The sequence below is a fragment of the Acidovorax sp. genome (assembly GCF_016783915.1).
In the GTDB taxonomy this organism is placed as follows: Bacteria; Pseudomonadota; Gammaproteobacteria; order Burkholderiales; family Burkholderiaceae_C; genus Acidovorax.
Window position 1 is genome coordinate 1 of record NZ_JADHVT010000019.1, and the last position, 26039, is coordinate 26039.

At 59.2% G+C, this 26039-nt stretch carries 23 protein-coding genes; all 23 read right to left on the minus strand.

Features of this window, described 5'->3' with window-relative positions:
* Window positions 1-844: histidinol dehydrogenase (gene hisD / locus ISS20_RS06095; RefSeq protein WP_291434737.1), on the minus strand; the 844-nt coding region annotated here is incomplete at its 3' end.
* 20 nt (window positions 845-864) lie between these two features.
* Window positions 865-1512: an ATP phosphoribosyltransferase gene (hisG, locus tag ISS20_RS06100; RefSeq protein WP_056641761.1), complete on the minus strand. Its 648-nt coding sequence runs from the start codon at window positions 1510-1512 to the stop codon at window positions 865-867.
* Between the two features lie 11 nt (window positions 1513-1523).
* The gene (gene murA / locus ISS20_RS06105; RefSeq protein ID WP_291434739.1) at window positions 1524-2798 is read right to left on the minus strand and encodes a UDP-N-acetylglucosamine 1-carboxyvinyltransferase; all 1275 of its coding nucleotides are present in this window, start codon (window positions 2796-2798) and stop codon (window positions 1524-1526) included.
* An 86-nt stretch (window positions 2799-2884) separates the two neighbouring features.
* Window positions 2885-3127: a BolA family protein gene (locus ISS20_RS06110; RefSeq protein ID WP_291434741.1), complete on the minus strand. Its 243-nt coding sequence runs from the start codon at window positions 3125-3127 to the stop codon at window positions 2885-2887.
* A 16-nt stretch (window positions 3128-3143) separates the two neighbouring features.
* Window positions 3144-3899 (minus strand): ABC transporter permease, encoded by a 756-nt coding sequence (locus ISS20_RS06115; protein WP_121943715.1) that lies wholly within the window; start codon window positions 3897-3899, stop codon window positions 3144-3146.
* Window positions 3896-4834: an ABC transporter ATP-binding protein gene (locus tag ISS20_RS06120; protein ID WP_291434745.1), complete on the minus strand. Its 939-nt coding sequence runs from the start codon at window positions 4832-4834 to the stop codon at window positions 3896-3898. The genes ISS20_RS06115 and ISS20_RS06120 overlap by 4 nt, the downstream gene beginning before the upstream one ends.
* A gap of 128 nt (window positions 4835-4962) precedes the next feature.
* Window positions 4963-5235 carry an STAS domain-containing protein gene (locus tag ISS20_RS06125; protein WP_291434747.1) on the minus strand — a complete coding sequence of 91 codons (273 nt, stop codon included), beginning with the start codon at window positions 5233-5235 and terminating at the stop codon, window positions 4963-4965.
* A 14-nt stretch (window positions 5236-5249) separates the two neighbouring features.
* Entirely contained in the window at window positions 5250-5897 is a 648-nt protein-coding gene (locus tag ISS20_RS06130; RefSeq protein WP_291434822.1) for a phospholipid-binding protein MlaC, read from the minus strand.
* Between the two features lie 150 nt (window positions 5898-6047).
* Window positions 6048-6845 carry a VacJ family lipoprotein gene (locus ISS20_RS06135; protein WP_291434749.1) on the minus strand — a complete coding sequence of 266 codons (798 nt, stop codon included), beginning with the start codon at window positions 6843-6845 and terminating at the stop codon, window positions 6048-6050.
* Window positions 6842-7330, minus strand: coding sequence for an outer membrane lipid asymmetry maintenance protein MlaD (mlaD, locus tag ISS20_RS06140; RefSeq protein ID WP_291434751.1), 489 nt, complete (start codon window positions 7328-7330; stop codon window positions 6842-6844). The genes ISS20_RS06135 and mlaD overlap by 4 nt, the downstream gene beginning before the upstream one ends.
* Window positions 7331-7364: 34 nt before the next feature.
* Window positions 7365-8147 carry a lipid asymmetry maintenance ABC transporter permease subunit MlaE gene (mlaE, locus tag ISS20_RS06145; RefSeq protein ID WP_291434753.1) on the minus strand — a complete coding sequence of 261 codons (783 nt, stop codon included), beginning with the start codon at window positions 8145-8147 and terminating at the stop codon, window positions 7365-7367.
* A complete protein-coding gene (locus tag ISS20_RS06150) occupies window positions 8144-8962 on the minus strand; it encodes an ABC transporter ATP-binding protein (RefSeq protein WP_291434755.1) in 819 nt (272 codons plus the stop codon). Before ISS20_RS06150 ends, mlaE begins: the two co-directional genes overlap by 4 nt.
* A gap of 299 nt (window positions 8963-9261) precedes the next feature.
* A complete protein-coding gene (locus ISS20_RS06155) occupies window positions 9262-10740 on the minus strand; it encodes a glutamate synthase subunit beta (protein WP_291434757.1) in 1479 nt (492 codons plus the stop codon).
* Between the two features lie 48 nt (window positions 10741-10788).
* Window positions 10789-15522: a glutamate synthase-related protein gene (locus ISS20_RS06160; RefSeq protein WP_291434759.1), complete on the minus strand. Its 4734-nt coding sequence runs from the start codon at window positions 15520-15522 to the stop codon at window positions 10789-10791.
* A 152-nt stretch (window positions 15523-15674) separates the two neighbouring features.
* Window positions 15675-16400 carry a transposase gene (locus ISS20_RS06165; RefSeq protein ID WP_291434762.1) on the minus strand — a complete coding sequence of 242 codons (726 nt, stop codon included), beginning with the start codon at window positions 16398-16400 and terminating at the stop codon, window positions 15675-15677.
* A gap of 147 nt (window positions 16401-16547) precedes the next feature.
* Complete coding sequence (locus ISS20_RS06170) at window positions 16548-17483, minus strand: SAM-dependent methyltransferase (RefSeq protein WP_291434764.1); 936 nt, start codon at window positions 17481-17483, stop codon at window positions 16548-16550.
* Window positions 17480-18142, minus strand: coding sequence for a DUF1415 domain-containing protein (locus ISS20_RS06175; protein WP_291434824.1), 663 nt, complete (start codon window positions 18140-18142; stop codon window positions 17480-17482). The genes ISS20_RS06170 and ISS20_RS06175 overlap by 4 nt, the downstream gene beginning before the upstream one ends.
* A 300-nt stretch (window positions 18143-18442) precedes the next feature.
* Window positions 18443-19618 carry a deoxyguanosinetriphosphate triphosphohydrolase gene (locus ISS20_RS06180; RefSeq protein ID WP_291434766.1) on the minus strand — a complete coding sequence of 392 codons (1176 nt, stop codon included), beginning with the start codon at window positions 19616-19618 and terminating at the stop codon, window positions 18443-18445.
* A gap of 68 nt (window positions 19619-19686) precedes the next feature.
* Window positions 19687-20790, minus strand: coding sequence for a 3-dehydroquinate synthase (aroB, locus tag ISS20_RS06185; RefSeq protein WP_291434768.1), 1104 nt, complete (start codon window positions 20788-20790; stop codon window positions 19687-19689).
* 376 nt (window positions 20791-21166) lie between these two features.
* Entirely contained in the window at window positions 21167-22675 is a 1509-nt protein-coding gene (locus tag ISS20_RS06190; protein ID WP_291434770.1) for an Ig domain-containing protein, read from the minus strand.
* Window positions 22676-22701: 26 nt separating this feature from the next.
* On the minus strand, window positions 22702-24837 hold the full coding sequence (locus ISS20_RS06195) for a type IV pilus secretin PilQ (RefSeq protein WP_291434771.1): 2136 nt from the start codon (window positions 24835-24837) through the stop codon (window positions 22702-22704).
* Window positions 24834-25376 carry a pilus assembly protein PilP gene (locus tag ISS20_RS06200; protein WP_291434772.1) on the minus strand — a complete coding sequence of 181 codons (543 nt, stop codon included), beginning with the start codon at window positions 25374-25376 and terminating at the stop codon, window positions 24834-24836. Before ISS20_RS06200 ends, ISS20_RS06195 begins: the two co-directional genes overlap by 4 nt.
* Window positions 25376-26038: a type 4a pilus biogenesis protein PilO gene (locus ISS20_RS06205; RefSeq protein WP_291434774.1), complete on the minus strand. Its 663-nt coding sequence runs from the start codon at window positions 26036-26038 to the stop codon at window positions 25376-25378. The genes ISS20_RS06200 and ISS20_RS06205 overlap by 1 nt, the downstream gene beginning before the upstream one ends.
* Between the last annotated feature and the right edge of the window lies 1 nt (window position 26039).

Sequence of the window (26039 nt, forward strand, 5' to 3'; positions counted from 1 at the left end):
AGAGGTCCATGGCCACCCAGTCGGGCGGCGTGGTGCCGTCGGCCAGCACCAGGATTTCGCTCGGGCCCGCAATCATGTCGATGCCCACGGTGCCGAACACGCGCTTCTTGGCGCTGGCCACGTAGGCGTTGCCGGGGCCGGTGATCTTGTCCACCTTGGGTACGGTGGCCGTACCGTAGGCCAGCGCCGCCACAGCTTGCGCGCCGCCGATGGTGAAGGCGCGGGTCACACCGGCCACGTAGGCGGCTGCCAGCACCAGCTCGTTGCGCTCGCCCTTCGTCGAGGTGCCCTCGCCCGTTCCACCGGTCGCCACGCTGCCGCGTACGGGCGTGGGCACAACCATGATGATTTCCTGCACGCCCGCCACATGGGCCGGGATGGCGTTCATCAGCAGGCTGGACGGGTAGGCGGCCTTGCCGCCGGGCACGTAGATGCCCACACGGTCCAGCGGCGTGACCTTCTGGCCCAGCAGCGTGCCGTCTTCGTCGCGGTAGCTCCAGCTCTCGCCCGAGGCCTTCTTCTGCGCTTCGTGGTAGCTGCGCACACGCTTGGCGGCGGCCTGCAGGGCGTCGCGCTGGGCCTGCGGAATGGCATCAAACGCTGCCTTGAAGTCGGCCTGGGTCAGCTCCAGCGCCGCCATGTTGGGGGCACTGAGGCCGTCGAAGCGGGCGGTGTACTCCAGCACGGCCGCGTCGCCGCGCTTTTGCACATCGGCCAGGATGTCGGCCACCCGCTGCTCGATGGCCGCGTCAGTGTCGGCAGACCAATGCAGGCGGGCTGCAAAATCAGCCTCAAAAGTGGCTGCAGCGGTTGACAGACGGGCGGGAGCAGCTACCAAAGTCATAGTACGTTCTAAGGTTGGGATCAGTTCTTTTCGGCGGGAATGGCCGATGCAAACGCATCGATGATGCGGCGCAGCGGTGCCTGCTTGAGCTTGAGCGCGGCCTGGTTCACGACCAGGTAGGAGCTGATGTCCATGATGCGCTCGACTTCGATGAGGTTGTTGGCCTTGAGCGTGTTGCCGGTGGACACCAGGTCCACGATGGCATCGGCCAGGCCCGTGAGCGGCGCCAGTTCCATGCTGCCGTAGAGCTTGACCATGTCCACATGCACGCCCTTGCTGGCAAAGAAGTCGCGCGCAATGCCGGTGTACTTGGTGGCGACCTTCAGGCGCGATCCCTGCTTGACGGCCTGGGCGTAGTCAAAGTCGTTGCGCACGGCCACGCTCACGCGGCACTTGGCAATGCGCAGGTCCAGCGGCTGGTACAGGCCCTGGCCGCCATGTTCGATCAGGGTGTCCTTGCCGGTGACACCGATGTCGGCGCCGCCGTATTCCACATAGGTGGGCACGTCCGTGGCGCGCACCAGCACCACGCGCACGTTGGGCTGGTTGGTGGGCAGGATGAGCTTGCGCGATTTTTCGGGGTCTTCCAGCACCTCGATGCCTGCGGCAGCCAAAAGCGGCAGGGTTTCGTCAAAAATGCGGCCCTTGGAAAGCGCCAGGGTGATCATGTTGCTGCTGCTCATGCTTTTACTCGTTCGATGTCGGCACCAATGCCGCGCAGTTTGGCTTCCATGCAGTCATAGCCACGGTCCAGGTGGTAGATGCGGTCCACCACGGTTTCGCCGTCCGCCACCAAGCCCGCGATGACCAGGCTGGCGGAGGCGCGCAGGTCGGTGGCCATCACGGTGGCGCCGGACAAGCGTGGCACGCCTTCGATCACGGCCACCTTGCCATCGGTCTGGATCTTTGCGCCCAGCCGAACCAGTTCATTGACGTGCATGAAGCGGTTTTCAAAAATCGTCTCGGTCACCGTGGCCGTGCCCTGGGCGATGCAGTTGAGCGCCATGAACTGGGCCTGCATGTCGGTGGGGAAACCGGGGTATTCGGTAGTGCGAAAGCCCTGGGCCTTGAGCGCGGCGCCGCCGGTGCTTTGTACGCGGATGCCGCCGTCCAACGCTTGCACGGTTGCGCCGGCCTCGCGCAGCTTTTCGATCACGGCGTCCAGATGGTCGGCGCGGCCATGGCGCAGCAACACATCACCGCCCGTGGCTGCCACAGCGCACAGGAAGGTGCCAGCCTCGATGCGGTCGGCCACCACGCGGTGGGTGCAGCCGTGCAGTTGGTCCACGCCCTGGATGCGGATGCGGCTGGTGCCGTGGCCTTCGATCTTCGCGCCCATGGCGATCAGCATCTCGGCGAGGTCCGAAATTTCGGGCTCTTGCGCAGCGTTTTCGAGCACCGTCTCGCCCTCGGCCAGCGCTGCGGCCATGAGGAAGTTCTCGGTGCCCGTCACGGTGACCATGTCGGTGGTGATGCGCGCGCCCTTCAAACGGGTCCAGCCTGCGGGCAGCTTAGCGATCATGTAGCCGTGCTCGACCACGATCTCGGCGCCCATGGCGGCAAGGCCCTTGATGTGCTGGTCCACCGGGCGCGAACCGATGGCGCAGCCGCCGGGCAGCGACACCGTGGCCTCGCCAAAGCGGGCCAGCAGCGGGCCCAGCGCCAGCACCGAGGCGCGCATGGTCTTGACCAGCTCATACGGAGCTTCGGGCGTGCTGAGCGCACTGGCGTCAATGCGCACAGTGCCGTCGTCGGCCCGTTCGGCCGCCACGCCCATGTTGCGGATGAGCTTGAGCATGGTGCTCACGTCCTGCAGCTGGGGCACGTTTAGCAGGGTCACGGGTTCGGCCGTGAGCAGGGCGGCGCACAACTCCGGCAAGGCGGCGTTCTTGGCGCCGGAGACCAGCACCTCGCCTTGCAAGCTGCGTCCGCCGCGAATCAGGAGTTTGTCCATCTCAAATCACCACTATAGGAGTCAAAAGTGCCGCTTGCGCTAGTGAAACATGCGTCAGCAGCTATCAAAAAGTGAGTAAAAAGGCGCTACTGCGCCTGGGCAGCCCATTCGGCCGGGGTGAAAGTTTTCATCGACAACGCATGCACCTCGTCGGTGTGCATTTTGGAGCCCAGCGTGGCGTACACGCGCTGGTGGCGCTGGATGGCGCGCTTGCCCTCGAACTCGGCCGAGACGATGGTGGCATACCAGTGGCGGCCATCGCCTTCGAGCGTGATGTGTTCGCAGGCCAGGCCGGCAGCGATGAGGTCTTTGAGTTGGTCAGCGGTCATGGTGGGGCGCTCGGAATCAGTTACGGATTTTGTAGCCCGTGCGCAGCAGGTGCACGGCCAGGGCGCTCACGGCCAGCCAGGCGATGCCCACGATGCCCAGGCTGAGCCAGGGCGAGGTGTCGCTCTGGCCGAAGAAGCCGTAGCGGAAGCCGTCGATCATGTAGAAGAACGGGTTGAGGTGGCTCACGGCCTGCCAGAACGGCGGCAGCGACTGGATCGAATAGAACACGCCCGACAGGAAGGTCATGGGCACGATGATGAAATTCTGGAAAGCGGCCATCTGGTCGAACTTGTCGGCCCAGAGCCCCGCGATCAACCCCAGCGTGGCGAGTAGCGCCGCCCCCAGCAGGGCAAACGCAAAAATCCACAGCGGCGCCGCAAACTCCGGCCTCGCAAACGCCAGCGTAACGATGAACACGCCCAGACCCACCACCAGCCCTCGCACGATGGACGAGCCCACGTAGGCGCAGAACCACGCCCAATGCGACAGCGGCGTGAGCAGCACAAACACCAGGCTGCCCATGATCTTGCTCTGGATGATGCTGGACGAGCTGTTGGCAAAGGCGTTTTGCAGCACGCTCATCATCACGAGGCCCGGCACCAGAAACGCGGTGTAGCTGATGCGGTCGTAGACCTTCACATGGTCTTCGAGCACATGGCCAAAGATCAGCAGGTACAGCACGGCAGTGAGCACGGGAGCCGCAACGGTCTGGAAGCTGACCTTCCAGAACCGCAGGACTTCCTTGTAGAACAGGGTCTGCCAGCCGGTCATAGCGCGACACCTTCGAGTGGGATGTTGGACGCCGATGTACCGGACATCACCTGCAAGAACACATCCTCCAGATCAGGCCTGCGAATCTCCATGTCCTGCACCTCGACCCCGGCCACGCGCAACGCGGCCAGGTGGTTTTCGATCTCTGCTGCGTCGTGGGCAGGCAACTGGACGATGCGGCCAGTGACCCGCGCCATGGCAGCCAGCGCGGGCGGCAGTACCGTGTCGGTCTTGAACTGCAGCACGCTGCCCGAGGCGGCCTTGAGCAGCTCGCTGGTACGGTTGAGCGCCACCACCTGCCCCGCCTTGAGCATGGCAATGCGGCCACACAGGGCCTCGGCCTCTTCGAGGTAGTGGGTGGTGAGCAACACGGTGTGCCCCTCTTTGTTCAGACGGGCGATGAAATGCCACAGCGTCTGGCGCAGCTCCACGTCCACGCCCGCAGTGGGTTCGTCAAGCACGATGATGGGCGGCTTGTGCACCAGTGCCTGCGCCACCAGCACGCGGCGCTTCATGCCGCCCGAGAGCTGGCGCATGTTGGCGTTGGCCTTGTCGGCCAGCCCCAGGTTCTCCAACAGCTCGTCGATCCAGGCGTCGTTGTTCTTCACGCCAAAGTAGCCTGACTGGATGCGCAGCGCCTCGCGCACATTGAAAAAGGGGTCGAACACCAGCTCTTGCGGCACGATGCCCAGCTTGCGGCGGGCATCGGCGTACTGGGCCTGCACATCGCTGCCCTGCACCAGCACACGGCCGCTGGTGGCACGCGCCAAGCCAGCCAGGATGCTGATCAGGGTGGTCTTGCCGGCACCATTGGGGCCCAGGAGCCCGAAGAACTCGCCCTCCTCAATGTCCAGATTGACCTGGTTCAGTGCCTGAAAAGGGCCTTTGGGCGTGGCAAAGGTCTTGGAGATGGCTTGGAAGGAGACGGCGGGCATGAAGCCTTCCATTTTAAGGCCTGCGCCCTTGGCGGGCTGGACGGCTGGTGCAATGGCCTTTGGCATCTACCCCAGCCCGGGTCAAAGGCGCTGGCAACGCCTCCGCGCCTTGTCGCTCACAAAGGCGGTCAATGCGTCGGAGCCAGTAGGGCGTCCACCCCGTACAGCCCCGCCATGCCCGCCAAGGCGTCAGGCATGCCTTGCACCGCAAATTGCTTGCCGTCGGACAAGGCTTCGCGCCGGCATTCCAGCAGCACAGCGAGGGCCGAGGTATCAAACACCGTGAGCGCATGGGCATTGACCACCACCGCGCTGTCGCGGTGCACCCGCAGCCCCTGCTTGAGCATGTGCAGGCAGGCCGTAGCCTGGCGGTGGGTGAGTTCGGGGGGTAGCACCAGCATGGTCGCTAGGACTCTCAGCCCTTGGCAGAAGCCGCATTGGTCTTGTTGCGCGCGACCAGGGTCTCGATCAGGCCGTCGATGCCCTTGGCATTGATCTCCTGCGCGAACTGGCCTCGGTAGGTTTCCACCAGCCAGACGCCCAGCACGTTGAGGTTGTAGATCTTCCAGCCCGCGCCGTCGCCCGGGGTTTTTTCCAGGCGGTAGTCGAGCTGGATGGGGTCGCCACGGCCCACGATCTCGGTGCGCACCAGCACATCCTTGTCTTCTGCCGCCGCGCGCAGGGGCTTGACCTGGATGGTCTGGTCATTGACCTGGGCCAGCGCACCGGCATACGTGCGCACGAGCAAGATCTTGAACTCGTCCTGCAGCCGCTTTTGCTGCTCTGGCGTGGCCTGGCGCCAGCCGGGGCCCACGGCGGCTGCCGTCATGCGGCGGAAGTTGACGTTCGGCATCACGGTTTTATCGACCAGCGCAATCACCTTGCTCAGATCGCCGGCCTGGATGGCCTTGTCGGACTTCACCGTAGTGAGCACATCGGATGACAGACGCTTGATGAGGGCGTCAGGCGCCTCGTCGGCCGCCAGGGCGGACAGCGGAAGGCTCAACATGGCACTGGCTGCCAGGCTCAGGGCAGTGCGCCCCAGGGAACGTCGGTTCATCATCTTCTTGGCTTTCATCGGTGCGGGCTCGTGCCCGTCAAATCATTGTGGAGGTCGGTGCGGGCTGGCATGCGTCGCGGCGGTTGCGGATTGCAAGCAAGTGCAACAGCACCATGCCCCGGGGCAGAGCATCGTGCCCAGCCCGGCCTCGCATCAGCGGGCCGGCTCTTCAGGCAGCACGCCGTTGCTCGAATTGGTGTCGTCCTTGAGGTCCGCGTTTTGCGCATCACCCGCATGGCTGCGCACCTGCAGGTATACATCGCGCGTAAAGCTGTACTTGTCCAGGGCGGCGCTGTCGAGCACCGAGCCCGCGCGCAGCAGGTTGGAGCGCACCTCGACGGCGCGCAGGGCGTACAACGAGTTGCGGGCCGAAACCGGGTCCACGTAGCTCACCACGTTGCCCTTCATGTCCACCGGCAAAGCAAAGGTGTCGCGCACGGTGGAGGGCCCCAGGATGGGAAGCACCAGGTAGGGGCCGGTACCCACGCCCCAGCGCCCCAAGGTCAGGCCAAAGTCCTGCTTGTAGCGGTCAATGCCCAGCTCGCTGGCGATGTCGAGCACACCACCCAGACCCATGAAGGTGTTCACGTTGACGCGCATGAAACTGGATGCTGCAGCTTCGCCCCGCAGCTGCAGCACGTTGTTCACGAACGACCAGACGTCGCCAAGATTCGCAAAAAAATTGCTGACCCCGGTGCGCACCGGTGCGGGCGTGACCTCCTTGTAGGCCGTCGCCACAGGTTTGAGCACCATGGCATCGACCTGCTCATTGAAGTTGGTCATGCTACGGTTGTAAGACTCCAGCGGATCACGGGGGTCGGGATTGGCCACGGTGGCGCATCCTGTGAGCAATAAAGCCCCCAGCAGCCATGCCAAGCCAGCTGCCAGGCGGAAAATCGACAACCTGTCGCCAGCAATGCTGGCGCGGAATGAATGGAGTGAATTCGTCATTTTTTGCCACCTGTCCCAGCAGGCTTTCCGCCGTCTTCGGCTTTGCTGTAAAGAAATTGTCCAATGAGGTTCTCGAGCACCACCGCCGACTGGGTGGACGTGATCGTGTCGCCCGCCGTCAGGTTCTTCTCGTCGGCACCGGCCTCGATCCCGATGTACTGCTCGCCCAGCAGGCCGCTGGTCAGTATCTTGAGGGAGCTGTCTTTGGGGAACGCATAGCGGTCCTCCATGGCCAGCGTGACCCGCGCCTGAAAGGTCTTGTCGTCAAAGGTGATGGACTCCACACGCCCGACGACGACACCAGCACTGCGCACCGCGGCCTGGGGCTTGAGACCGCCTATGTTGTCAAACTTCGCGGTGACGCGGTAACCCGCCTGGAACTTGAGACTCAGCAGGTTGGCCGACTGCAGCGCCAGAAACACCAGGGCCACCGCGCCCAGCATCACGAAGAGCCCTACCCACAGATCGTTTTTGGAGCGTTGCATACCTTGAATCCTTGAAGTGCCAGCGCTGCCGGCCTCAGATACTGAACATCAGCGCAGTGAGCACGAAGTCCAGTGCCAACACTGCGAGCGACGCCATGACCACGGTGCGCGTGGTCGCGCGCGACACGCCCTCGGGGGTGGGCTTGGCCACATAGCCCTGCAGCAACGCCACGAAAGTCACCGTAAAGCCGAAGACCACACTCTTGAGCACGCCGTTGCCCAGGTCCTTCCACACATCGACCCCGCCTTGCATCTGGCTCCAGAAGGCCCCGGGGTCGATGCCGATCATGAGCACGCCCACAACCCAGCCACCAATCACACCCACCGCGCTGAACACGGCCGCCAGCAGTGGCATGGTGATCACCCCGGCCCAGAAGCGGGGCGCCAGAATGCGCTGCACCGGATCCACCGCCATCATCTCCATGGCGCTGAGCTGCTCACCCGCGCGCATCAGGCCGATTTCAGCCGTGAGCGAAGTGCCCGCGCGGCCCGCAAACAGCAGCGCCGTGACCACGGGCCCCAGCTCGCGAACGAGACTCAAGGCAACGAGCAGGCCCAGAGCCTCTGACGAGCCGTAGCGCTGCAGCGTGTAGTACCCCTGCAGCCCCAGCACGAATCCGACGAACAGGCCCGAAACGGCGATGATGGCCAGCGAATAGTTGCCCAGAAAATGCACCTGGTCACGTACCAGCGAGGGCCGCAGAAAGGTCGCGCCCACCAGCCGCACCAGCCGCCCAAACAGCCGGGCGCCCATACCGATGTCAGCCAGCTTGTGGCGCACAGCAAAGCCTACGTCGGAGGGCTTGTACCAACTCACAGCGCACGTCCTCCTGCAGGTCCGAAATCCTCGGCAACGGCCGGGCCGGGGTAATGGAACGGCACCGGGCCAGTCGGTAGAGCATGGACAAACTGGTGCACCAGCGGGTCACGGCTGGCGAGGACCTCCTCAGGCGTGCCCTGCGCCGCCACAACGCCTTCGCCCAGGATGATCACATGGTCCGCCAGGCGGAAAGTCTCCTCCAGGTCATGCGACACCACGATGCTGGTGAGCCCCATGGCGTCGTTGAGCTGGCGGATCAATTGCGCCGCTGTGCCCAGCGAGATCGGATCCAGGCCCGCAAAGGGCTCGTCGTACATGACCAGTTCAGGGTCCAGAACAATCGCGCGAGCCAGCGCCACGCGGCGCGCCATGCCACCAGAGATCTGGCTGGGCATCAGATCGCGTGCGCCGCGCAGACCCACCGCATGCAGCTTCATGAGTACCACGTCGCGGATCAGGTCTTCGGACAAATCGGTGTGCTCACGCAGCGGAAACGCCACGTTCTCAAACACGCTCAGGTCGGTGAACAGCGCACCGAACTGGAACAGCATGCCCATGCGCCGGCGCGCAGCGTACAAAGCCTGCACATCCATGCGCCCCACATCCTGACCGTTGACCAACACCTGGCCGCTCTGGGCCCTGTGTTGACCTCCAATCAGGCGCAGCACGGTGGTCTTGCCACCGCCCGACGCGCCCATCAGCGCCGTGACCTTGCCGCGCGGCACCGCCAGCGTCACATCGCGCAGGATCGCGCGGTCACCGTACGAAAACGTGACGTTGCGCAACTCGGCAAGAAATGTGGATTCGGCCATGCAAGAAATGGGTGTCGGAACTCCGGCCTGCCAAAACGGCACCTGCCCCCGGAAAATGGAGCGCAGATGGTAGCCGAAGACACAAACATACATTCATGTATGTTTGTAAAGAAAAAGCACAACAGCCATTGGCCCCGATCGAGCGAGACCGAGGCAAGCCCGGATTGACAGAACCTCTGATTGTGCCAACAAAGCGCTCAGAAGGCTGACGCCCGGCCATTGCCCCACCGTCAAAGCCCCCTGTCAACACAAACGGCGCCCGAGGGCGCCGTTACTTGGAGGGTGCGCAATGCGCAGGATCAGCGTGGCAGGTCCGAATATCCCATCAGGAACTCGTCCACCGCCCGGGCGGCCTGGCGGCCTTCACGGATGGCCCAGACCACCAGGGACTGACCCCGGCGGATATCACCCGCCGCAAACACCTTGGGTACGTTTGTGGCATAACCGCCGTCGAAATCAGTCGTAGCACGGGCATTGCCTCGGGCATCCTTATCGACGCCGAAGGCGTCCAGCACCGGCGCAACCGGGCTCACGAAACCCATGGCCAGCAGCACCAGATCGGCCTGGTAGTGCTTCTCGGTGCCCGGAATTTCGACCAGCTTGCCGTCCTTGAACTCAACCTGTACCGTAGTCAGGCTCTTGACCCTGCCCTTTTCGCCGGTAAACTCCTTGGTGGAGATCGCGAACTCGCGCACACAACCCTCTTCGTGGCTGGAACTGGTGCGCAGCTTGAGCGGCCAGTAAGGCCAGGTCAGAGGGCGGTTTTCCACCTCGGGGGGCTGGGGCATCACCTCGAACTGGGTCACGCTGGCCGCGCCATGGCGGTTGCTGGTGCCCACGCAGTCGCTGCCAGTGTCGCCGCCACCGATCACGATGACATGCTTGCCCGTCGCCATGATCTGGCCCTTGAGCTTGTCGCCCGCGTTGACCTTGTTCTGCTGAGGCAGGAACTCCATGGCGAAGTGGATGCCGTCGAGCTCGCGGCCTGGCACTGGCAGGTCGCGCGATTGCTCGGCGCCACCGGTCAGCAGCACGGCATCAAACTCTTTGTTCAACTGCTCGGGCGTAACAGTTTCCTTGGCCCAGTTGGTGACCTTGGAGTCCTTGCCCAGGCCGTCCTTGGCGGCGCCCACAAACACGCCGGTGCGAATCACCACACCTTCGGCTTCGAGCTGCTTGACGCGGCGGTCGATGTGCGACTTCTCCATCTTGAAGTCGGGGATACCGTAGCGCAGCAGGCCACCCACGCGGTCGTTCTTTTCAAACAGGGTGACGCTGTGGCCAGCGCGGGCCAGTTGCTGCGCGGCGGCCAGGCCTGCAGGGCCGGAACCCACCACGGCCACCTTCTTGCCGGTCTGGTGCTTGGCAGGGCGCGGCTGCACCCAGCCCTCAGCCCAGGCGCGGTCGATGATCGCGTGCTCGATGGACTTGATGCCCACTGCGTCGTCGTTCACGTTGAGCACGCAAGCTGCCTCGCAAGGTGCGGGGCAGATGCGGCCGGTGAATTCGGGGAAGTTGTTGGTGCTGTGCAGCACCTCGATCGCGCTCTTCCAGTCCGCGTGGTACACGAGGTCGTTGAAGTCCGGAATGATATTGTTCACCGGGCAGCCGTTGTTGCAAAACGGTGTGCCGCAGTCCATGCAGCGCGCGCCTTGCACCTTGGCCTGGCTCTCATCGAGCCCGACGACAAATTCCTTGTAGTGCTTCAGGCGCTCGGGCACAGGCTTGTAGCCCTCTTCGATGCGCTCGTATTCCATGAAGCCGGTAGTTTTTCCCATGACGATGTCCTTGTCTATGAATGCTGTGCGAAGGGGGATGGCGTCGCCTTACTTGGCGGGAGCCACCTCTTTTTTGGTAGCAGCTACCGCAGGTGTAGCGGACTCTTCCAGCACTTTTCGTTCATAAATTTCAGCCAAAGCACGCTTGTACTCGGTCGGGAAGACCTTGACGAACTTGCTGCGCGATGCGGCCCAGTTGTCCAACAGTTCGCGTGCGCGCTTGCTGCCCGTCCAGCGGTTGTGATCTTCCAGCAGCTTTTTGAGCTGGGCCTCGTCCGTCTGGCCGTTGTGCCAGATCGAGCGTGGCACCGTGGATTCCTGCTCGGTGGCGGGCAGGATGCGCTCCAGCGTCACCATCGACAGGTTGCAGCGCGTGTCGAACTGGCCGTCTTCGTCGTAAACATACGCTACGCCGCCGCTCATGCCCGCTGCAAAGTTGCGGCCGGTCTTGCCCAGCACCACCACGGTACCGCCGGTCATGTACTCGCAGCCATGGTCGCCCGTGCCTTCGACGACTGCCGTGGCGCCCGACAGACGCACGGCAAAACGCTCACCGGCCACGCCGCTGAAGAAGGCCTCACCCGTCGTGGCGCCGTACATCACGGTGTTGCCCACAATGGTGTTGCGCACCGCTTCGCCCCGGAAGTCTATGCTGGGGCGCACGATGACACGACCACCCGACAGGCCCTTGCCCGTGTAGTCGTTGGCGTCTCCGATCAGGTACAGCGTGATGCCGCGCGTGAGGAACGCGCCGAACGACTGGCCGCCCGTGCCTTCGAGCTGGATGCGGATGGAGTCGTCAGGCAAGCCCTCGGGGTGCACACGGGTGACCGCGCCGGACAGCATCGCGCCGACCGAGCGATTCACGTTGCGCGCCACCTCGATGAACTGCACGCGCTCGCCCTTTTCAATGGCAGGCTTGCTGCGCTCGATCAGCTTGCGGTCCAGCGTGTGCTCGATGTTGTGGTCCTGCACATCCACATGCAAGCGCGGCACATCAGCGGGCACGTTGGGCTGGGCAAACAGGCGGCTGAAGTCCAGGCCGCGTGCCTTCCAGTGTTCCAGGCCCTGGCGCATGTCGAGCAGGTCGGTGCGGCCGATCAGGTCGTCGAACTTGCGAATGCCCAGCTGCGCCATGATCTGGCGCACTTCTTCCGCGATGAAGAAGAAGTAGTTCACCACATGCTCTGGCTTGCCCGAGAACTTCTTGCGCAGCTCAGGGTCTTGCGTGGCCACGCCCACTGGGCAGGTGTTCAGGTGGCACTTGCGCATCATGATGCAGCCCTCGACCACCAGCGGTGCCGTGGCAAAGCCGAACTCGTCCGCGCCCAGCAGCGCGCCGATGGCGACGTCACGGCCGGTCTTCATCTGGCCGTCTGCCTGCACACGGATGCGGCCGCGCAGGCGGTTCAGCACCAGGGTCTGCTGGGTTTCGGCCAGGCCGATTTCCCACGGACCGCCCGCGTGCTTGATGGACGACCAGGGCGAAGCACCCGTGCCGCCGTCATGCCCGGCGATCACCACGTGGTCGCTCTTGCACTTGGCAACGCCAGCCGCAATGGTGCCCACTCCCACTTCGGACACCAGCTTGACGCTGATGCCAGCATGCGGTGCCACGTTCTTCAGATCGTGGATCAGCTGGGCCAAGTCCTCGATGGAGTAGATGTCGTGGTGCGGCGGGGGCGAAATCAGGCCCACACCCGGCACGCTGTGGCGCAGCTTGCCGATGTAGTTGGAGACCTTGCCGCCGGGCAACTGCCCCCCCTCCCCGGGCTTGGCACCCTGGGCCATCTTGATCTGGATCTGATCGGCGGACGACAGGTACTCCGCCGTCACACCGAAGCGGCCCGACGCCACTTGCTTGATGCGGCTGCGCAGCGAATCGCCGTCCTGCAGGGGCAGATCGACTTCAACGTTCTCGGCACCAATCACGCTCTTGAGCGTATCGCCCTTCTTGATCGGGATGCCTTTGAGTTCATTGCGGTAGCGTGCCGCGTCCTCGCCGCCTTCACCGGTGTTGCTCTTGCCGCCAATCCGGTTCATGGCCACGGCCAGCGTGGCATGGGCCTCGGTGGAGATGGAACCCAGCGACATGGCGCCCGTAGCAAAGCGCTTGACGATTTCCTTGGCAGGTTCGACCTCATCAATCGAGATCGCCTTGGAGGGGTCGATCTTGAACTCGAAAAGGCCGCGCAGCGTCATGTGGCGCTTGCTCTGGTCGTTGATGATCTGCGCGTATTCCTTGTACGTGTTCCAGTTGTTGGCACGAGTGCTGTGTTGCAGCTTGGCAATCGCGTCAGGTGTCCACATGTGGTCTTCACCACGGGCGCGCCAGGCGTACTCGCCACCGGCGTCCAGCATGGTTTCGAGCACGGGGTCGTCACCAAAGGCAGCCTTGTGCATGCGGATGGCTTCTTCGGCGATCTCGAACACGCCGATACCTTCCACACGGCTGGCGGTGCCGGTGAAGTATTTGCCCACGGTTTCCGTGTTCAGGCCAATGGCCTCAAACAGCTGGGCGCCGCAGTAGCTCATGTAGGTGCTCACGCCCATCTTGGACATGATCTTGGACAGCCCCTTGCCGATGGCCTTGACGTAGTTGTAGATGGCCTTGTCTGCCGACAGGTCGCCGCCCAGGTCCTTGTGCATTTCGGCCAGGGTTTCCATGGCCAGGTAGGGGTGCACGGCTTCTGCGCCGTAGCCCGCCAGCACGGCGAAGTGGTGCACTTCGCGCGCGGTACCCGTTTCGACCACCAGGCCGGCCGTGGTGCGCAGGCCTGAGCCCACCAGGTGCTGATGGATGGCCGACAGCGCCAGCAGCGCGGGGATGGCCACTTGCGTAGCACTCACGGCACGGTCGCTGATGATGAGGATGTTGGCGCCGCCCTTGATGGCATCCACGGCTTGCGCGCACAGCGAGGCCAGCTTGGCTTCCACGCCCTCACGCCCCCAGCTCAGCGGGTAGGTGATGTCGATGGTGACGCTCTTGAACTTGCCGTTCGTGTAGCGTTCGATGTCGCGCAACTTGGCCATGTCGGCAAAGTCGAGCACGGGCTGGCTCACTTCGAGCCGCATGGGTGGGTTGACCTGGTTGATGTCCAGCAGGTTGGGCTTGGGGCCGATGAAGCTGTTGAGCGACATCACGATGGCTTCGCGGATCGGGTCGATCGGCGGGTTGGTCACCTGGGCGAACAGCTGCTTGAAGTAGTTGTACAGCGGCTTGTTCTTGCCCGAGAGCACGGCCAGCGGGCTGTCGTTGCCCATGGAGCCGATGCCTTCTTCGCCGTTCTTGGCCATAGGTGCCATCAAGAACTTGATGTCTTCCTGGGTATAGCCAAAGGCCTGCTGGCGGTCCAGCAAGGGCAGGTCGGCAGGCGCCGCAGCGGCGGCGGTGTCACCCGCGTCGATGCTGTCGAGCTTGATACGCAGGTTCTCAATCCACTGCTTGTAGGGCTTGGTGTTGACGACATTGGCCTTGAGCTCATCGTCGTCGATCATGCGGCCTTGTTCCAGGTCGATCAGGAACATCTTTCCGGGCTGCAGGCGCCACTTGCGCACGATCTTGTTCTCAGGAATCGGCAGCACGCCCGACTCCGAGCCCATGATGACCAAGTCGTCATCGGTGATGCAGTAGCGCGAGGGGCGCAGGCCGTTGCGGTCCAGCGTGGCGCCGATCTGGCGGCCGTCGGTGAACACGATGGAGGCCGGACCGTCCCAGGGCTCCAGCATGGCGGCGTGGTATTCATAGAAGGCGCGGCGGCGCTCGTCCATGGTGGTGTGCTGCTCCCAAGGCTCGGGGATCATCATCATCACGGCCTGGCTGATGGGGTAGCCGGCCATGGTCAACAGTTCCAGGCAGTTGTCGAACGTGGCGGTGTCGGACTGGTCGGCGAAGCTGATGGGGTACAGCTTTTGCAGGTCGGCCGCGAGCACGGGCGAGGCCATTACGCCTTCGCGCGCCTTCATCCAGTTGTAGTTGCCCTTGACGGTGTTGATTTCACCGTTGTGCGCCACATAGCGGTACGGGTGAGCCAATGGCCATTCAGGGAAGGTGTTCGTCGAGAAGCGCTGGTGCACCAGGCCGATGGCCGACACGCAACGCTCGTCCGACAGGTCCTTGTAGTACACGCCCACCTGGTCAGCCAGCAGCAGACCTTTGTAGACCACCGTGCGGCTGGACATGGACGGAACGTAATATTCCTTGCTGTGCTTGAGTTTCAGGGCCTGGATGTTGGCGCTGGCCGTCTTGCGGATCACGTACAGCTTGCGCTCCAGCGCGTCCTGCACGATCACGTCGTTGCCACGGCCGATGAACACCTGACGCAGGATGGGCTCCTTCTTGCGCACGGTGGGGGACATGGGCATGTCCACGTTCACCGGCACATCACGCCAGCCCAGCAGTACCTGGCCTTCGGCCTTGATGGCGCGCTCCATCTCCTGTTCGCAGGCCAAACGGGAAGCATGCTCCTTCGGCAGGAAGATCATGCCCACGCCGTATTCGCCAGCCGCTGGCAAGGTCACGCCTTGCTTGGCCATTTCTTCGCGGTACAGCGCGTCAGGGATCTGGATCAGGATGCCGGCGCCGTCGCCCATGAGCGGGTCGGCACCCACCGCACCACGGTGGTCGATGTTTTCCAGAATCTTCAGAGCCTGCGTCACGATGTCGTGGCGCTTGATGCCCTTGATGTGGGCCACAAACCCGAGGCCGCAGGCGTCGTGTTCGTTACCCGATGAATACAAACCGTGTTGTTGCAGATGCTGGATCTCGGCAGCCGTGGTCATGGCGCACTCCTATATTTTTCGCAGGGGAGCCGAGGTTAGTGCATTGCAGCATATTTTGGCAAGAAGTTTAATTGGGGTCAGATTCTGATTAAAGAAACCGCTATTCACACAAACAAATTATTGGGGACACATTAAAATTCATAGCATTTAAATCAAATATATCCGGCGCCTCCGTCGGTTTTTGCATGATTTTTTGCCATTCGAGGCCTGCCAGGCATTCCCCGGGTCACGCGGCGCGGTGTCTGCTGTTGCAGGCCCGCGAGAAACTCGGTGTCGCCCAAAGCCCAACCGTTGAGCGCCGAGTCGGTCAAAGCCGTTTGCACTGACGCCCCCAGGCCCGCCTGCACCAGTGCAGCATAGGCAGCCTCACGCGCAAACGGGGTATTGCCCAAAGCCCAATACAGCGCATGGGGCGTCAACCACCGGTCGTTACGCAAGCCCAACCAATGCGCATGGCTGGACCAGACGTAGTCAGCGGGCTGCTGCATCAATCCGGCCCGCATGGGGTTGAGGTCCAGGTACACCATGCACGCCAGCAAATACCGTTCCGGCTGCAACACCGTGGAACGGTAGCGCCCCTCCCACAAAGTGCCAGTACGGGCATGTCGGCGGTTGAAGTACTGCACATACCGGCGTCCCACCGCCTGCATCATCTGGGGCAGTCCGTCGTGTGACGCTGGGGTAACCAGCAGGTGAAAGTGGTTGTCCATCAGCACATAGGCATGGACGGCCACCGCATATTTCTGCGCGTTGTCCATCAACAGCGCTAGCAGCGCCTGGAAATCCTCAGCTCCGTGGAAGATGGGCTGACGGTTGTTACCCCGCAGGATGACGTGGTGCAAATGACCCGGCAGGGTCAGGCGCGGCAAACGGGCCATGGTTCTTGATCAAGGATGGAATATCCACGATCATAGACCTGTCCCCTATTTTCCAGCGATGCAAGTTGGCCATGCGCAGCATCCGCCATGGACACAGAGGGGCGCGGGCTTGATGCTGGACGGCCCTTGCGCACCTGCTTGCACGCATCAATGCGCGGCCACGTTCTCCACCTGATCTGTCGCCGCACCCATGCCAAACCTTGCCCCCATGGCGTGCTCCAGGCCAAATTCACCGAGAAGCGCACGCAACCGATCGGCTGCACTGCGTTTTTTCTGTCCGGTGTAGCGCGCGATGATGAGTTCGTTCTTCATGGAGTGCTCCCACCCCACCAGCTCGGTCACGGTAACCTGGTAGCCACTGGCCTCCAGGTAAAGGCAGCGCAGCACATTTGTCACCTGGCTGCCGAGTTCGCGGGTGTGCAAAGGATGACGCCACAACTCTGCCAGGGGCGTACGGGCCAGCTGCAGGGCCTTGCCTTGGCGCAGGCAGGCCGCCATTTCAGCTTGGCAACAAGGCACCAGAACCATGGCCCGGGCCTTCTTTTGCAGCCCGAAGGCAATCGCGTCGTCGGTAGCGGTGTCGCAAGCGTGCAAGGCGGTGACCACATCGATCTGCGCCGGTAACTCTCGGGCATCGGCCGAGTCGGCCACCGATAGATTGAGAAACGACATCCGCTCAAAGTGAAGCCGCTGCGCGAGCACCCGCGACTTCTCCACCAGCTCGGCCCGGGTCTCCACCCCGTAGATGTGCCCGTGGCCCAGCGCCTTGAAATACAGGTCGTACAGGATGAAACCCAGATAGGACTTGCCCGCGCCGTGGTCCGCCAACGTAGGCCCACTGCCCTGGACAGACAACTCTGTCAGCAACGGCTCGATGAAGTTGAACAGGTGGTACACCTGCTTGAGCTTGCGACGCGAGTCCTGATTGAGACGCCCCTCACGCGTAAGGATGTGCAGCTCTTTGAGCAGCTCTATCGATTGACCCGGGCGAAGCTCTTGCAGTTCAATGCCCTCGTTCTTGGGCTTTCTTACACCACGGACATGCTCGCCGGGCGCCGCTGAAGATGGCTTTTGTGGCTTCATAGCACGGTGCCTTGTGTTGGCCGGGCCCAGTCGCCTCCAGCATTTGCGCTCGCGTGCTCGCCACTTTTGCCATGGGGCCCGACGTCAAGCGCCTGCCAACCGGCCATGCCAATGCCCTCCAGCACTTCCATGTTGCGCTCAAAGATGGCCTCTGCCTCGGGGAACACTGACACGGCACGGTCGATGCTGTCCTCTCGCAGCAAATGCAACATGGGGTATGGAGAGCGATTAGTGCAATTGGTCACATCGTCAACTTCGGTGCCTGCAAACTGGAACTGCGGATGAAAGCTTGCCAACTGAAGCGTGCCCTCCAGCCCCAAAGCGTGCAGCACGTCCTCGGCGTCACCCAGAAAGTCGTTGAAGTCCAGGAAATCCGGCAAGCAGTACGGCATCACCAGCAAGGTGGTGTCCCTGACCTCTGCTGGTGTGTTTGCCAGCTCCTTGAGTTCATTGCGCAGCAGCTCCAGCGCATCATGTGCAGTCGTGGCCAAAGCGACCGCATAGTGAATCTGTCCCTTGACATGCACAGCCTTCGCAAAGGGGCACAGATTGAGCCCAATCACCGCCCTCTCCAGCCACCGTATGGTGTCATCAATATAAGTATCAGTAGAGCAAGGCAAAGCGGGCGCCAGGTCGGCGGCAGTGATGGAGGATGTCATGAACGCGCGCGGAAGCGCTGGAGGTAGGACCTTGATTTTATCGGGGCACGTTATCTGACGGTCGCACAATAGCCGTTGCCCCTGAATCAGAAGCTGGCAGGACTTGTCGGTACGCACTCGCAAATGATTGGTAGTCAATGGTGTCGAGGAGAGGATCAAGCACCATATTAAAGACACCCTTATTGGGAGGTGTCGCCTCCACCAGTGTACGAATCGTTCCTTCAAGTATGGCCGTGAGCATGCATCAAAAGATCACAAGAATCAGTGTGCGCCAAGCACTGGGCCTGGAGAAGCCTCTTGCTATTCCTGCAACAGTCGGCGCCCCGTAAGGCGCTCATGCTCCCGCACCGCAAAGCGATCGGTCATCCCTGCAATAAAGTCGGCCACAGCCCGCGCTCTCCCGTGCGCATCACCCTCCAAGGCCTGCGCGGCGAACGCTGCTTTCATGTCTTGGGGCTTGGTCATATATGCATCAAACAATTCACGCACGATGTGTTGGGCATGGCCGGTAGTCTCCATTACCCGAGGATGTCGATAAAGATGCCTGAAGAGGAACTGTTTTAGCGCGGTAGAGCGTTCCCGCATGTCGCTGCTGAAACTCACCATGACCGGTAGCTGCCGCACCTCATCGGGATGAGCAGGTGCATGCAGCCGCAATGCCGCTTTCGTAGTGTCGATGACGTCATACACCTGCGCGCTCAACATCCGACGAATCGCCTCGTACAACAACCGGCGATGCCTCGACGGTTCAGCAAGTGCTGGATGCTCGGCCTGCGCCGACAAGCGGTAAGCATCGAATAAGGGAACATCCTCCAATTGGGAGAGTGTGATCAACCCCGAGCGTACGCCGTCATCAATGTCGTGTGCGTTATAGGCAATCTCGTCGGCCAGGTTGCACAACTGCGCCTCCAGGCTCGGCCGCTCGTTGCGCAGGAACCGCGCACCGACACCGTTTGGCTCCACGTCCTCCAATTGCTTAGCATGGGCGCGCGAGCAATGTTTGAGAATTCCTTCACGGGTTTCGAACGTGAGATTCAGCCCGTCATACAACGGGTAACGTTCTTCCAACTTGTCCACCACTCGCAAACTCTGCAAGTTGTGCTCAAAGCCGCCAAAGTCGGCCATGCAGCCATTCAAGGCGTCCTGCCCCGCGTGCCCGAACGGGGTATGCCCCAAATCGTGGGCCAAAGAGATGGCCTCAACCAGGTCTTCGTTAATCTGTAACGACCGAGCGATGGATCGCCCGAGTTGCGCGACCTCTAACGAATGGGTCAGCCGTGTACGAAACAAGTCCCCCTCATGGTTGAGGAAGACTTGCGTCTTGTAGACCAGCCGACGGAAAGCGGTGGAATGCACGATCCGGTCACGGTCACGCTGGTACTCCGTTCGTGTTGGTGCGGGATGCTCTGGATGACAGCGCCCTCGCGTGGCACCAGGATCGCAGGCAAAAATTGAAAGGCCAGATAGTGCAGTCAAAACAGTCGCTCGTACTGAGTGAGCATCTCAAAAGAGATATTCAATTGACTGCATCAAAAGCAGAGGACCTACTGACAGCATGCATCGACAACCTCACGCACCAAGCCCTCGGGCGCAGAACGAACCACCGCCTTGCCGGGACTCTCGATCAGCACAAACCGGATCTCCCCGGCTTCAGATTTTTTGTCGCCCCGCATGAGCTGCAGATAGCGACTAGCGTTGTCTGTGCTATCCAGAATAGGTCCCCGGACCGGCAAGCCTGCTCGGCGGATCAACGACACCAAGCGCTCTACAAAGATCTCGTCCACCAAGCCTAGTCGGCGCGACAACTCTGCAGCCATCACCATACCGGCCCCGACTCCTTCGCCGTGTAACCACACTCCGTAGCCCATACCAGCCTCAATGGCGTGACCAAAGGTGTGACCAAAATTCAAAATAGCGCGCAAACCAGATTCGCGCTCGTCCTGCCCCACCACAGCCGCCTTGATCTCACAACTACGGCGCACCGCATGAGCCAGAGCATCGCTCTCGTGGGCTACGAGGTCATCCATTGATCGCTCCAGCCACTCGAAGAAGTCCATATCCGCAATTGGACCGTACTTAATGACCTCTGCAAGACCCGCACTGAACTCACGTGCAGGTAGCGTAACCAACACATCGAGATCACAGATCACACGCTGAGGCTGATAAAAGGCACCCACCATATTCTTCCCCAGCGGGTGATTGATGCCGGTCTTCCCCCCCACTGAAGAATCCACCTGAGAAAGCAAAGTCGTGGGAACCTGCACAAAAGGCACTCCGCGCATATAACTGGCGGCGGCAAAACCTGTCATGTCTCCCACTACGCCGCCCCCCAATGCGAACAACAGAGTCTTGCGGTCACAGCCCTGTTCCAGCAACACATCGAAAATTCGCTGCAGAGTCTGCCAGTTCTTGTGCTCCTCACCATCCGGCAGTTGGACCTCGTAAATTTTTGCGTAGTGGACAGCCAAGGCCTTCCGCAGAAGAGCGATATAAAGCGGTGCAACAGTGGTGTTGCTCACAATCACAGCAGCGGTAGCGCGCGGTAACCCATCGTAGGAGACTGCATCAGCTAGCAAGCCTCCACCAATGACGATGCTGTAACTGCGCTCGCCGAGATTAATCGAAACTTCTTGGACGATTGAAGACATGACGATTTCCACGGATGAAATTTTGGGGCAATGTAGCTTGCGCCCCGCAGTGCGACAGCTCGAAAGCATCTGTAGGCTGCGTCTCAGATGATTATGCAAACGAAGTAGCCAACATAAACTTATTCAACAGGCACATCGCTTGACTGTTGACAAGGTGGATGTCCTACTCAGTTTGGAGGCAACAAGCCAATATGTCATCTACTCAACGCCAGCGCACTAGTGGCACGCCAGTCTGAGCGCGGTTCACTAGACGGTTATCGTCTGGCGCAAAATAGAAAAAATCCCCGGCAACGCCGGGGATTTTACAAATGGCCCGAGAGCAAAGTTACATCAGAAGCACAGCCAGATGCGCTGCGCAACTGTTTATCTAATGTAATCAGGGGCAAGCAAGCGCAGGAGTGCTTCCGCTGACTACGGTGATGCTAAGTGTACGAGTCACAGTTGCAGCCCCCTTTGTCGCCGTTACCAAAAACTGTCGAGTCCCGCAGTCACCGACAGCAGGCTTGCCGTTGAGCACACCAGCCGAACCGGTAGTTCCACTAACCAACCAAGCGGGCAAGCTCGTGAAGGCCCACGTTACATTGCTTACAGAGGACACGAAAGAATATGAGTAGTTGGCGCCTGCAGGAGCAGTTCCGATTGAACATACTGCGTTTGAATTGCATTCGCCGATAGCAAAATCTTCAGGTAAGCCACCAACGAGGTTGAGTCTCACTGTTGCTTTTGCAGAAATTTTGTTCTTGTCAGTTACAACAACATTAGCACGATACTCACGCTCTTGGGCCCCAGTGCTTGGCGTTCCGTTCAGCAAACCCGATGAGGAATCCACGCCTAGACCTGCGGGCAATCCAGTGACAGCCCATGTGTATGGAGGCAAGCCGCCGGTAACTGTTAACAACTTTGTAAAAGGAATACCCTTTGTCACGTCACCCAAGTCGACGTCTGCTATCGCCGGCGGGCTTGTCAACGCCTCCAACACCTGCACTGGATAAATAGCAGTGATCGGATCAGTGATCCCATTGCTCACATTGTTGTCGAATCGATCTGTTGCCAATTCCAAAAAGACCGGCCCCGCCTCCACTCCACTGAGCAATGAAAATGTGGCAACACCACCGACAGTAGGCAACTGAAGCACACTGCCACTCTGCGCACCAGATACCAAGCGCGCTCCCTGTGCGGCTTCTGTTCCGGAAAGAATGCGCACCTGTACATTGCCTCCTGACACGCTGGAAGCGGGCTGGTTGGTATCATCCAAAACAAACGCTTGAATGGCCATTTGAGACAGAAGCTTGTTAGTATTATTCTTCGTACCTAGGTATCCTGGTATTTGAGCCTGCAAACGAACACTGGCAGGCTTACCGGTTGCCCCGCCTACGGAAATATCAACGCTAGCAAATTTCTGCTGCTTGTCGCGAGGGTCTGTGACCGAGCAAACAATTCGCGCAGTGCCGGCTTGATTAGCCGAGGAAAAGTGGAAAGAATTTCCACCAGAGTTAGAACCCAAAGTAACACTACGATAAGCATTGGGAACCTTGATCTTCCCCCCGTTACCATCATCAACTTCCGTTTCGTGCTCAGCCTTTCCATCCAAATAGTACAGCGCACCAGTATCCAAGCCAGCCGATATATTACAGCCAAATATATCACTCCCACCAGGGATAGGGAAACCCCCTTTGCGTGCATCAACATACACAGTGGTACTGTAGGGGCTGTAGACACCTATTCCAGGCGCGATTCCAGCCACATTCAAAGGCAATTGGCTTTTTTCGGCCCGAACAGTAATCGTATAGGCTTCCTGGGTCTCACCAGAGCTGCCGCCGCCACCACCACAAGCCGACAATGCCACGGTCATTGCGAGAGGTAAGATTTTGAAATATTTTAACATTGGCTATCCTAAATTAGATACTAAATTTACCGATTCGCAGTGCGATCATTAATTACCTTGGGACTAATAAAGATCAACATTTCGCGCTTGGTAGATTCTTTTGTCCTGTTTTTAAACAAATTACCCACAACAGGGACATCACCAAGCAACGGTATTTTGTTTTCTTGATTGGTTTCTTCCATCTCAAAAATTCCACCAATAACGACAGTACCACCATTTTCTATCAAAATCTGTGTCTTGACGTGCTTGGTGTCGATAGCGACCCCTTGGGTGGTAGTTTCTCCACGACTGTCTTTATTGACGTCGAGATCCAGAATGATATTACCCTCTGGCGTAATCTGAGGTGTAACCTCAAGCTTCAACACCGCTTTTTTGAATGCCAGAGTTGTCGCTCCATTAGGAGCGGTGACGGCATATGGATATTCAGTACCTTGCTCAATCAGTGCCTTTGTCTGATCCGCTGTGATAATACGTGGACTGGATACAATACGTCCCTTACCGTCAGCCTCCATAGCAGAAAGTTCCAGAGTCAGAAATCTGTTCGCCGCAGAGTTAAATATTGACAAAGCGAAGCTACCAACACTACTGACATTCGAGAGACTCGCTGGAAGGTTGACAAAATTTCCACTGGTACTTGTAGTTCCACCGGCACCGCTTGAAGCTACAGCGTTACTGTAGGACGTACCGAAAGCCACGCGATTATCGCCTCCAATACCATACCCCCCATCACCACCTCGATTTGCCCGCAGGTCCGTTGCCCCCAGACGGACGCCCAAAGATCTACCGAAAGTATCACGTGCCTCAACAATGCGTGCCTCAATTAGCACTTGACGCACAGCCACATCCAAGCTGGCCAACAACAAACGAACCTCTTCAAGCTTACTAGCAGTATCAGTGACAAATATCTGGTTAGTGCGGGGCTCAGAAATTGCACTTCCTCGCTCAGACAGAAAACGAATAGAGGTGCTCCCAGCACTTGCTCCGGAGGTGGCAGTGAGTTGTGCAACTATATCTGCGGACTTAGCATAATTGAGCTGAAAAGCTTGCGTCTTAATAGGTTCTAGCTTCTGAATAGCTTGAGCTGCCTCAAAATCCTTCTTTGTACGAGCATCTATTTCGTCCTTGGGAGCGATCCATAGAACAGACCCTGTCTTGCGCATGCCGAGACCTTTAGCATCCATAATAATCTGGAGCGCTTGATCCCATGGAACATCTTTGAGCCGTAAAGTGAGTGCACCGGTCACCGTATCCGATGTAACTATATTAAAATTAGTAAAATCAGCAATGACCTGAAGCAACGACCTCACCTCGATATTTTGAAAGTTCAAAGATAACTTTTCGCCGGAGTAACCAGGCCCCTGGGTTAGTTTACTAAGATCGATTTTCTTCTGGCGAATCTCAATAACAAACTGGTTGTCGCTTTGGTAGGCGCTGTGCTCCCAATCCCCGGTGGATTCGATCAGCATTCTCACCCGCTCACCGTTCTGTGTAGCGGTCACCGTCTGGACCGGTGTCCCAAAATCCGTAACATCTAAACGACGGCGCAGCCCCTCTGGGATTGAGGACTTCATGAAATCTACAATGATTCCTTTGGACTGCTGCTGCAGATCAACGCCAACTTGATTGCTCGCAAGGTTAATAACAACCCTCCCAGCCCCATCGGCCCCGCGACGAAAATCAATATCCTTCAGCGGAAGAACATCAGTGTTCTGACTCTCGGAAAAAGCAACAGGCGGCACGTTTGAAGAAGACGCACTTGCAACAGGCTCCAAAAACAAAAATAATGTCTTTCCTTGCAATTCAGTCTTGTACGACGTGGGAGACTTCAGATTTAGAACAATACGAGACCGCTCTCCTGCTTGAACAATATTGACAGATTTCAGATTGCCCAAATTGGCTTCAAACGCCGATTTTCCGGCACCATTGACAACGCCCTGGAAATCTAGTGCGATGCGCGCGGGAGATTGAGTTGCAAATCCCGTAGGAGGTGTTGCAACTGGCTCTGAAAAGTCAATTTTTAGTGTTTCAACCCCGCCCTGAACACTGGCAGAAACAGCACTAATGGAGCCTTGAGCAAAAGCACCAAAGGCGACAAAAAGGACTGAAACGCCAACAGCAGCCCTACGGCAGTAATTCAAAAGTTTGCCACTATTTTGTTTCATTTTTTGCCCTCTTGCAGATCAAGCGATGCTGAACGCTCTATCCAATCCCCAGTTGCATCCTGCGCTATTTCGCGTAGATGAATCGAATTCTCGGTGATTTTGATCACTTTTCCATAATTTTGCCCGAGATAATTCCCCACCTTGATCTGATAAATTAAATTATCAACTCTTATCAAAGCAGTAGGCGTTTCTGATTTATTTAAACTACCCACCATAGCCATTGAATCAAGAGGAAACGCCTCTAATGGCTCCTTACGACGAGTCATCTCCGGTGCAATTAACGCTGCATTTGAAGCCACCTGATTGGAGTCGCGCTTCAATGCTTGAGTTAACTTAATTTGATTGAATGGCTCTACAGCACCTTCTTGAGCATATGGCTCAGGAATAAATTTTTTCGGCTCAGTCAATGGCTGCACATTAGGCTTGGTAGTAGCTCGTTGCTCAGCCATCCAATTTCTCAACTCATCCTCCCCTGAAGACCCACAGCTAGCAAGAATGATGGAACAACCTGCGAGAAGTAATCCAACACGAGTTCTCATTACTTCCCTCCTCCAGTTTTCTTCTGAGCTTGTATTTCCTCTGGATCCAAGTATCTGAAGGTACGCGCAGTCGCATCCAAGACTAACCCATCGCGAGCCCCTGGAACAATTGTCATATTATTCAGCGTTACAATACGTGACAGATGCGCAATATCTGATGCAAAAGCGCCGATGTCATGATACTTTCCAGTTACTCGGATAGAGATAGGTAACTCAGCGTAGTAATCTCGCACTACCACTTGCCCCGGCCGAAAAAGCTCAAACTGCAAACTCCGCCCCAGGCCGGATTGGTTAATATCCGACAGCAATGCAGCCATTTCAGCCTTGCTTGGAAGTTGTTTTTCCAGCTGTATGACGTACTGCTGAATTTGCTCTCTTTGCTTCTTCAAAGCATCCAAACTAACGGCTTTGACCAGTTTATTTTGATAGTCTGTGCGCAAAGCCAATTCCTTGGTACGCTCTCCATCCAACTGTACTTCATAGTCCTGCAAGAATGCAAACCACGATATAGCCGCAACTGCACCTGCGATAAAAATGCAAAGAATCACCTTTGGCAGCACAGGCCATACCGAGGGATCTTTAGTATCAAGATTTTTAAACTGTCGCTGAACCGACTCGATGCGCTCAGCGAAGTTGATCGAATTTTCTTTGATTTTCGCCATG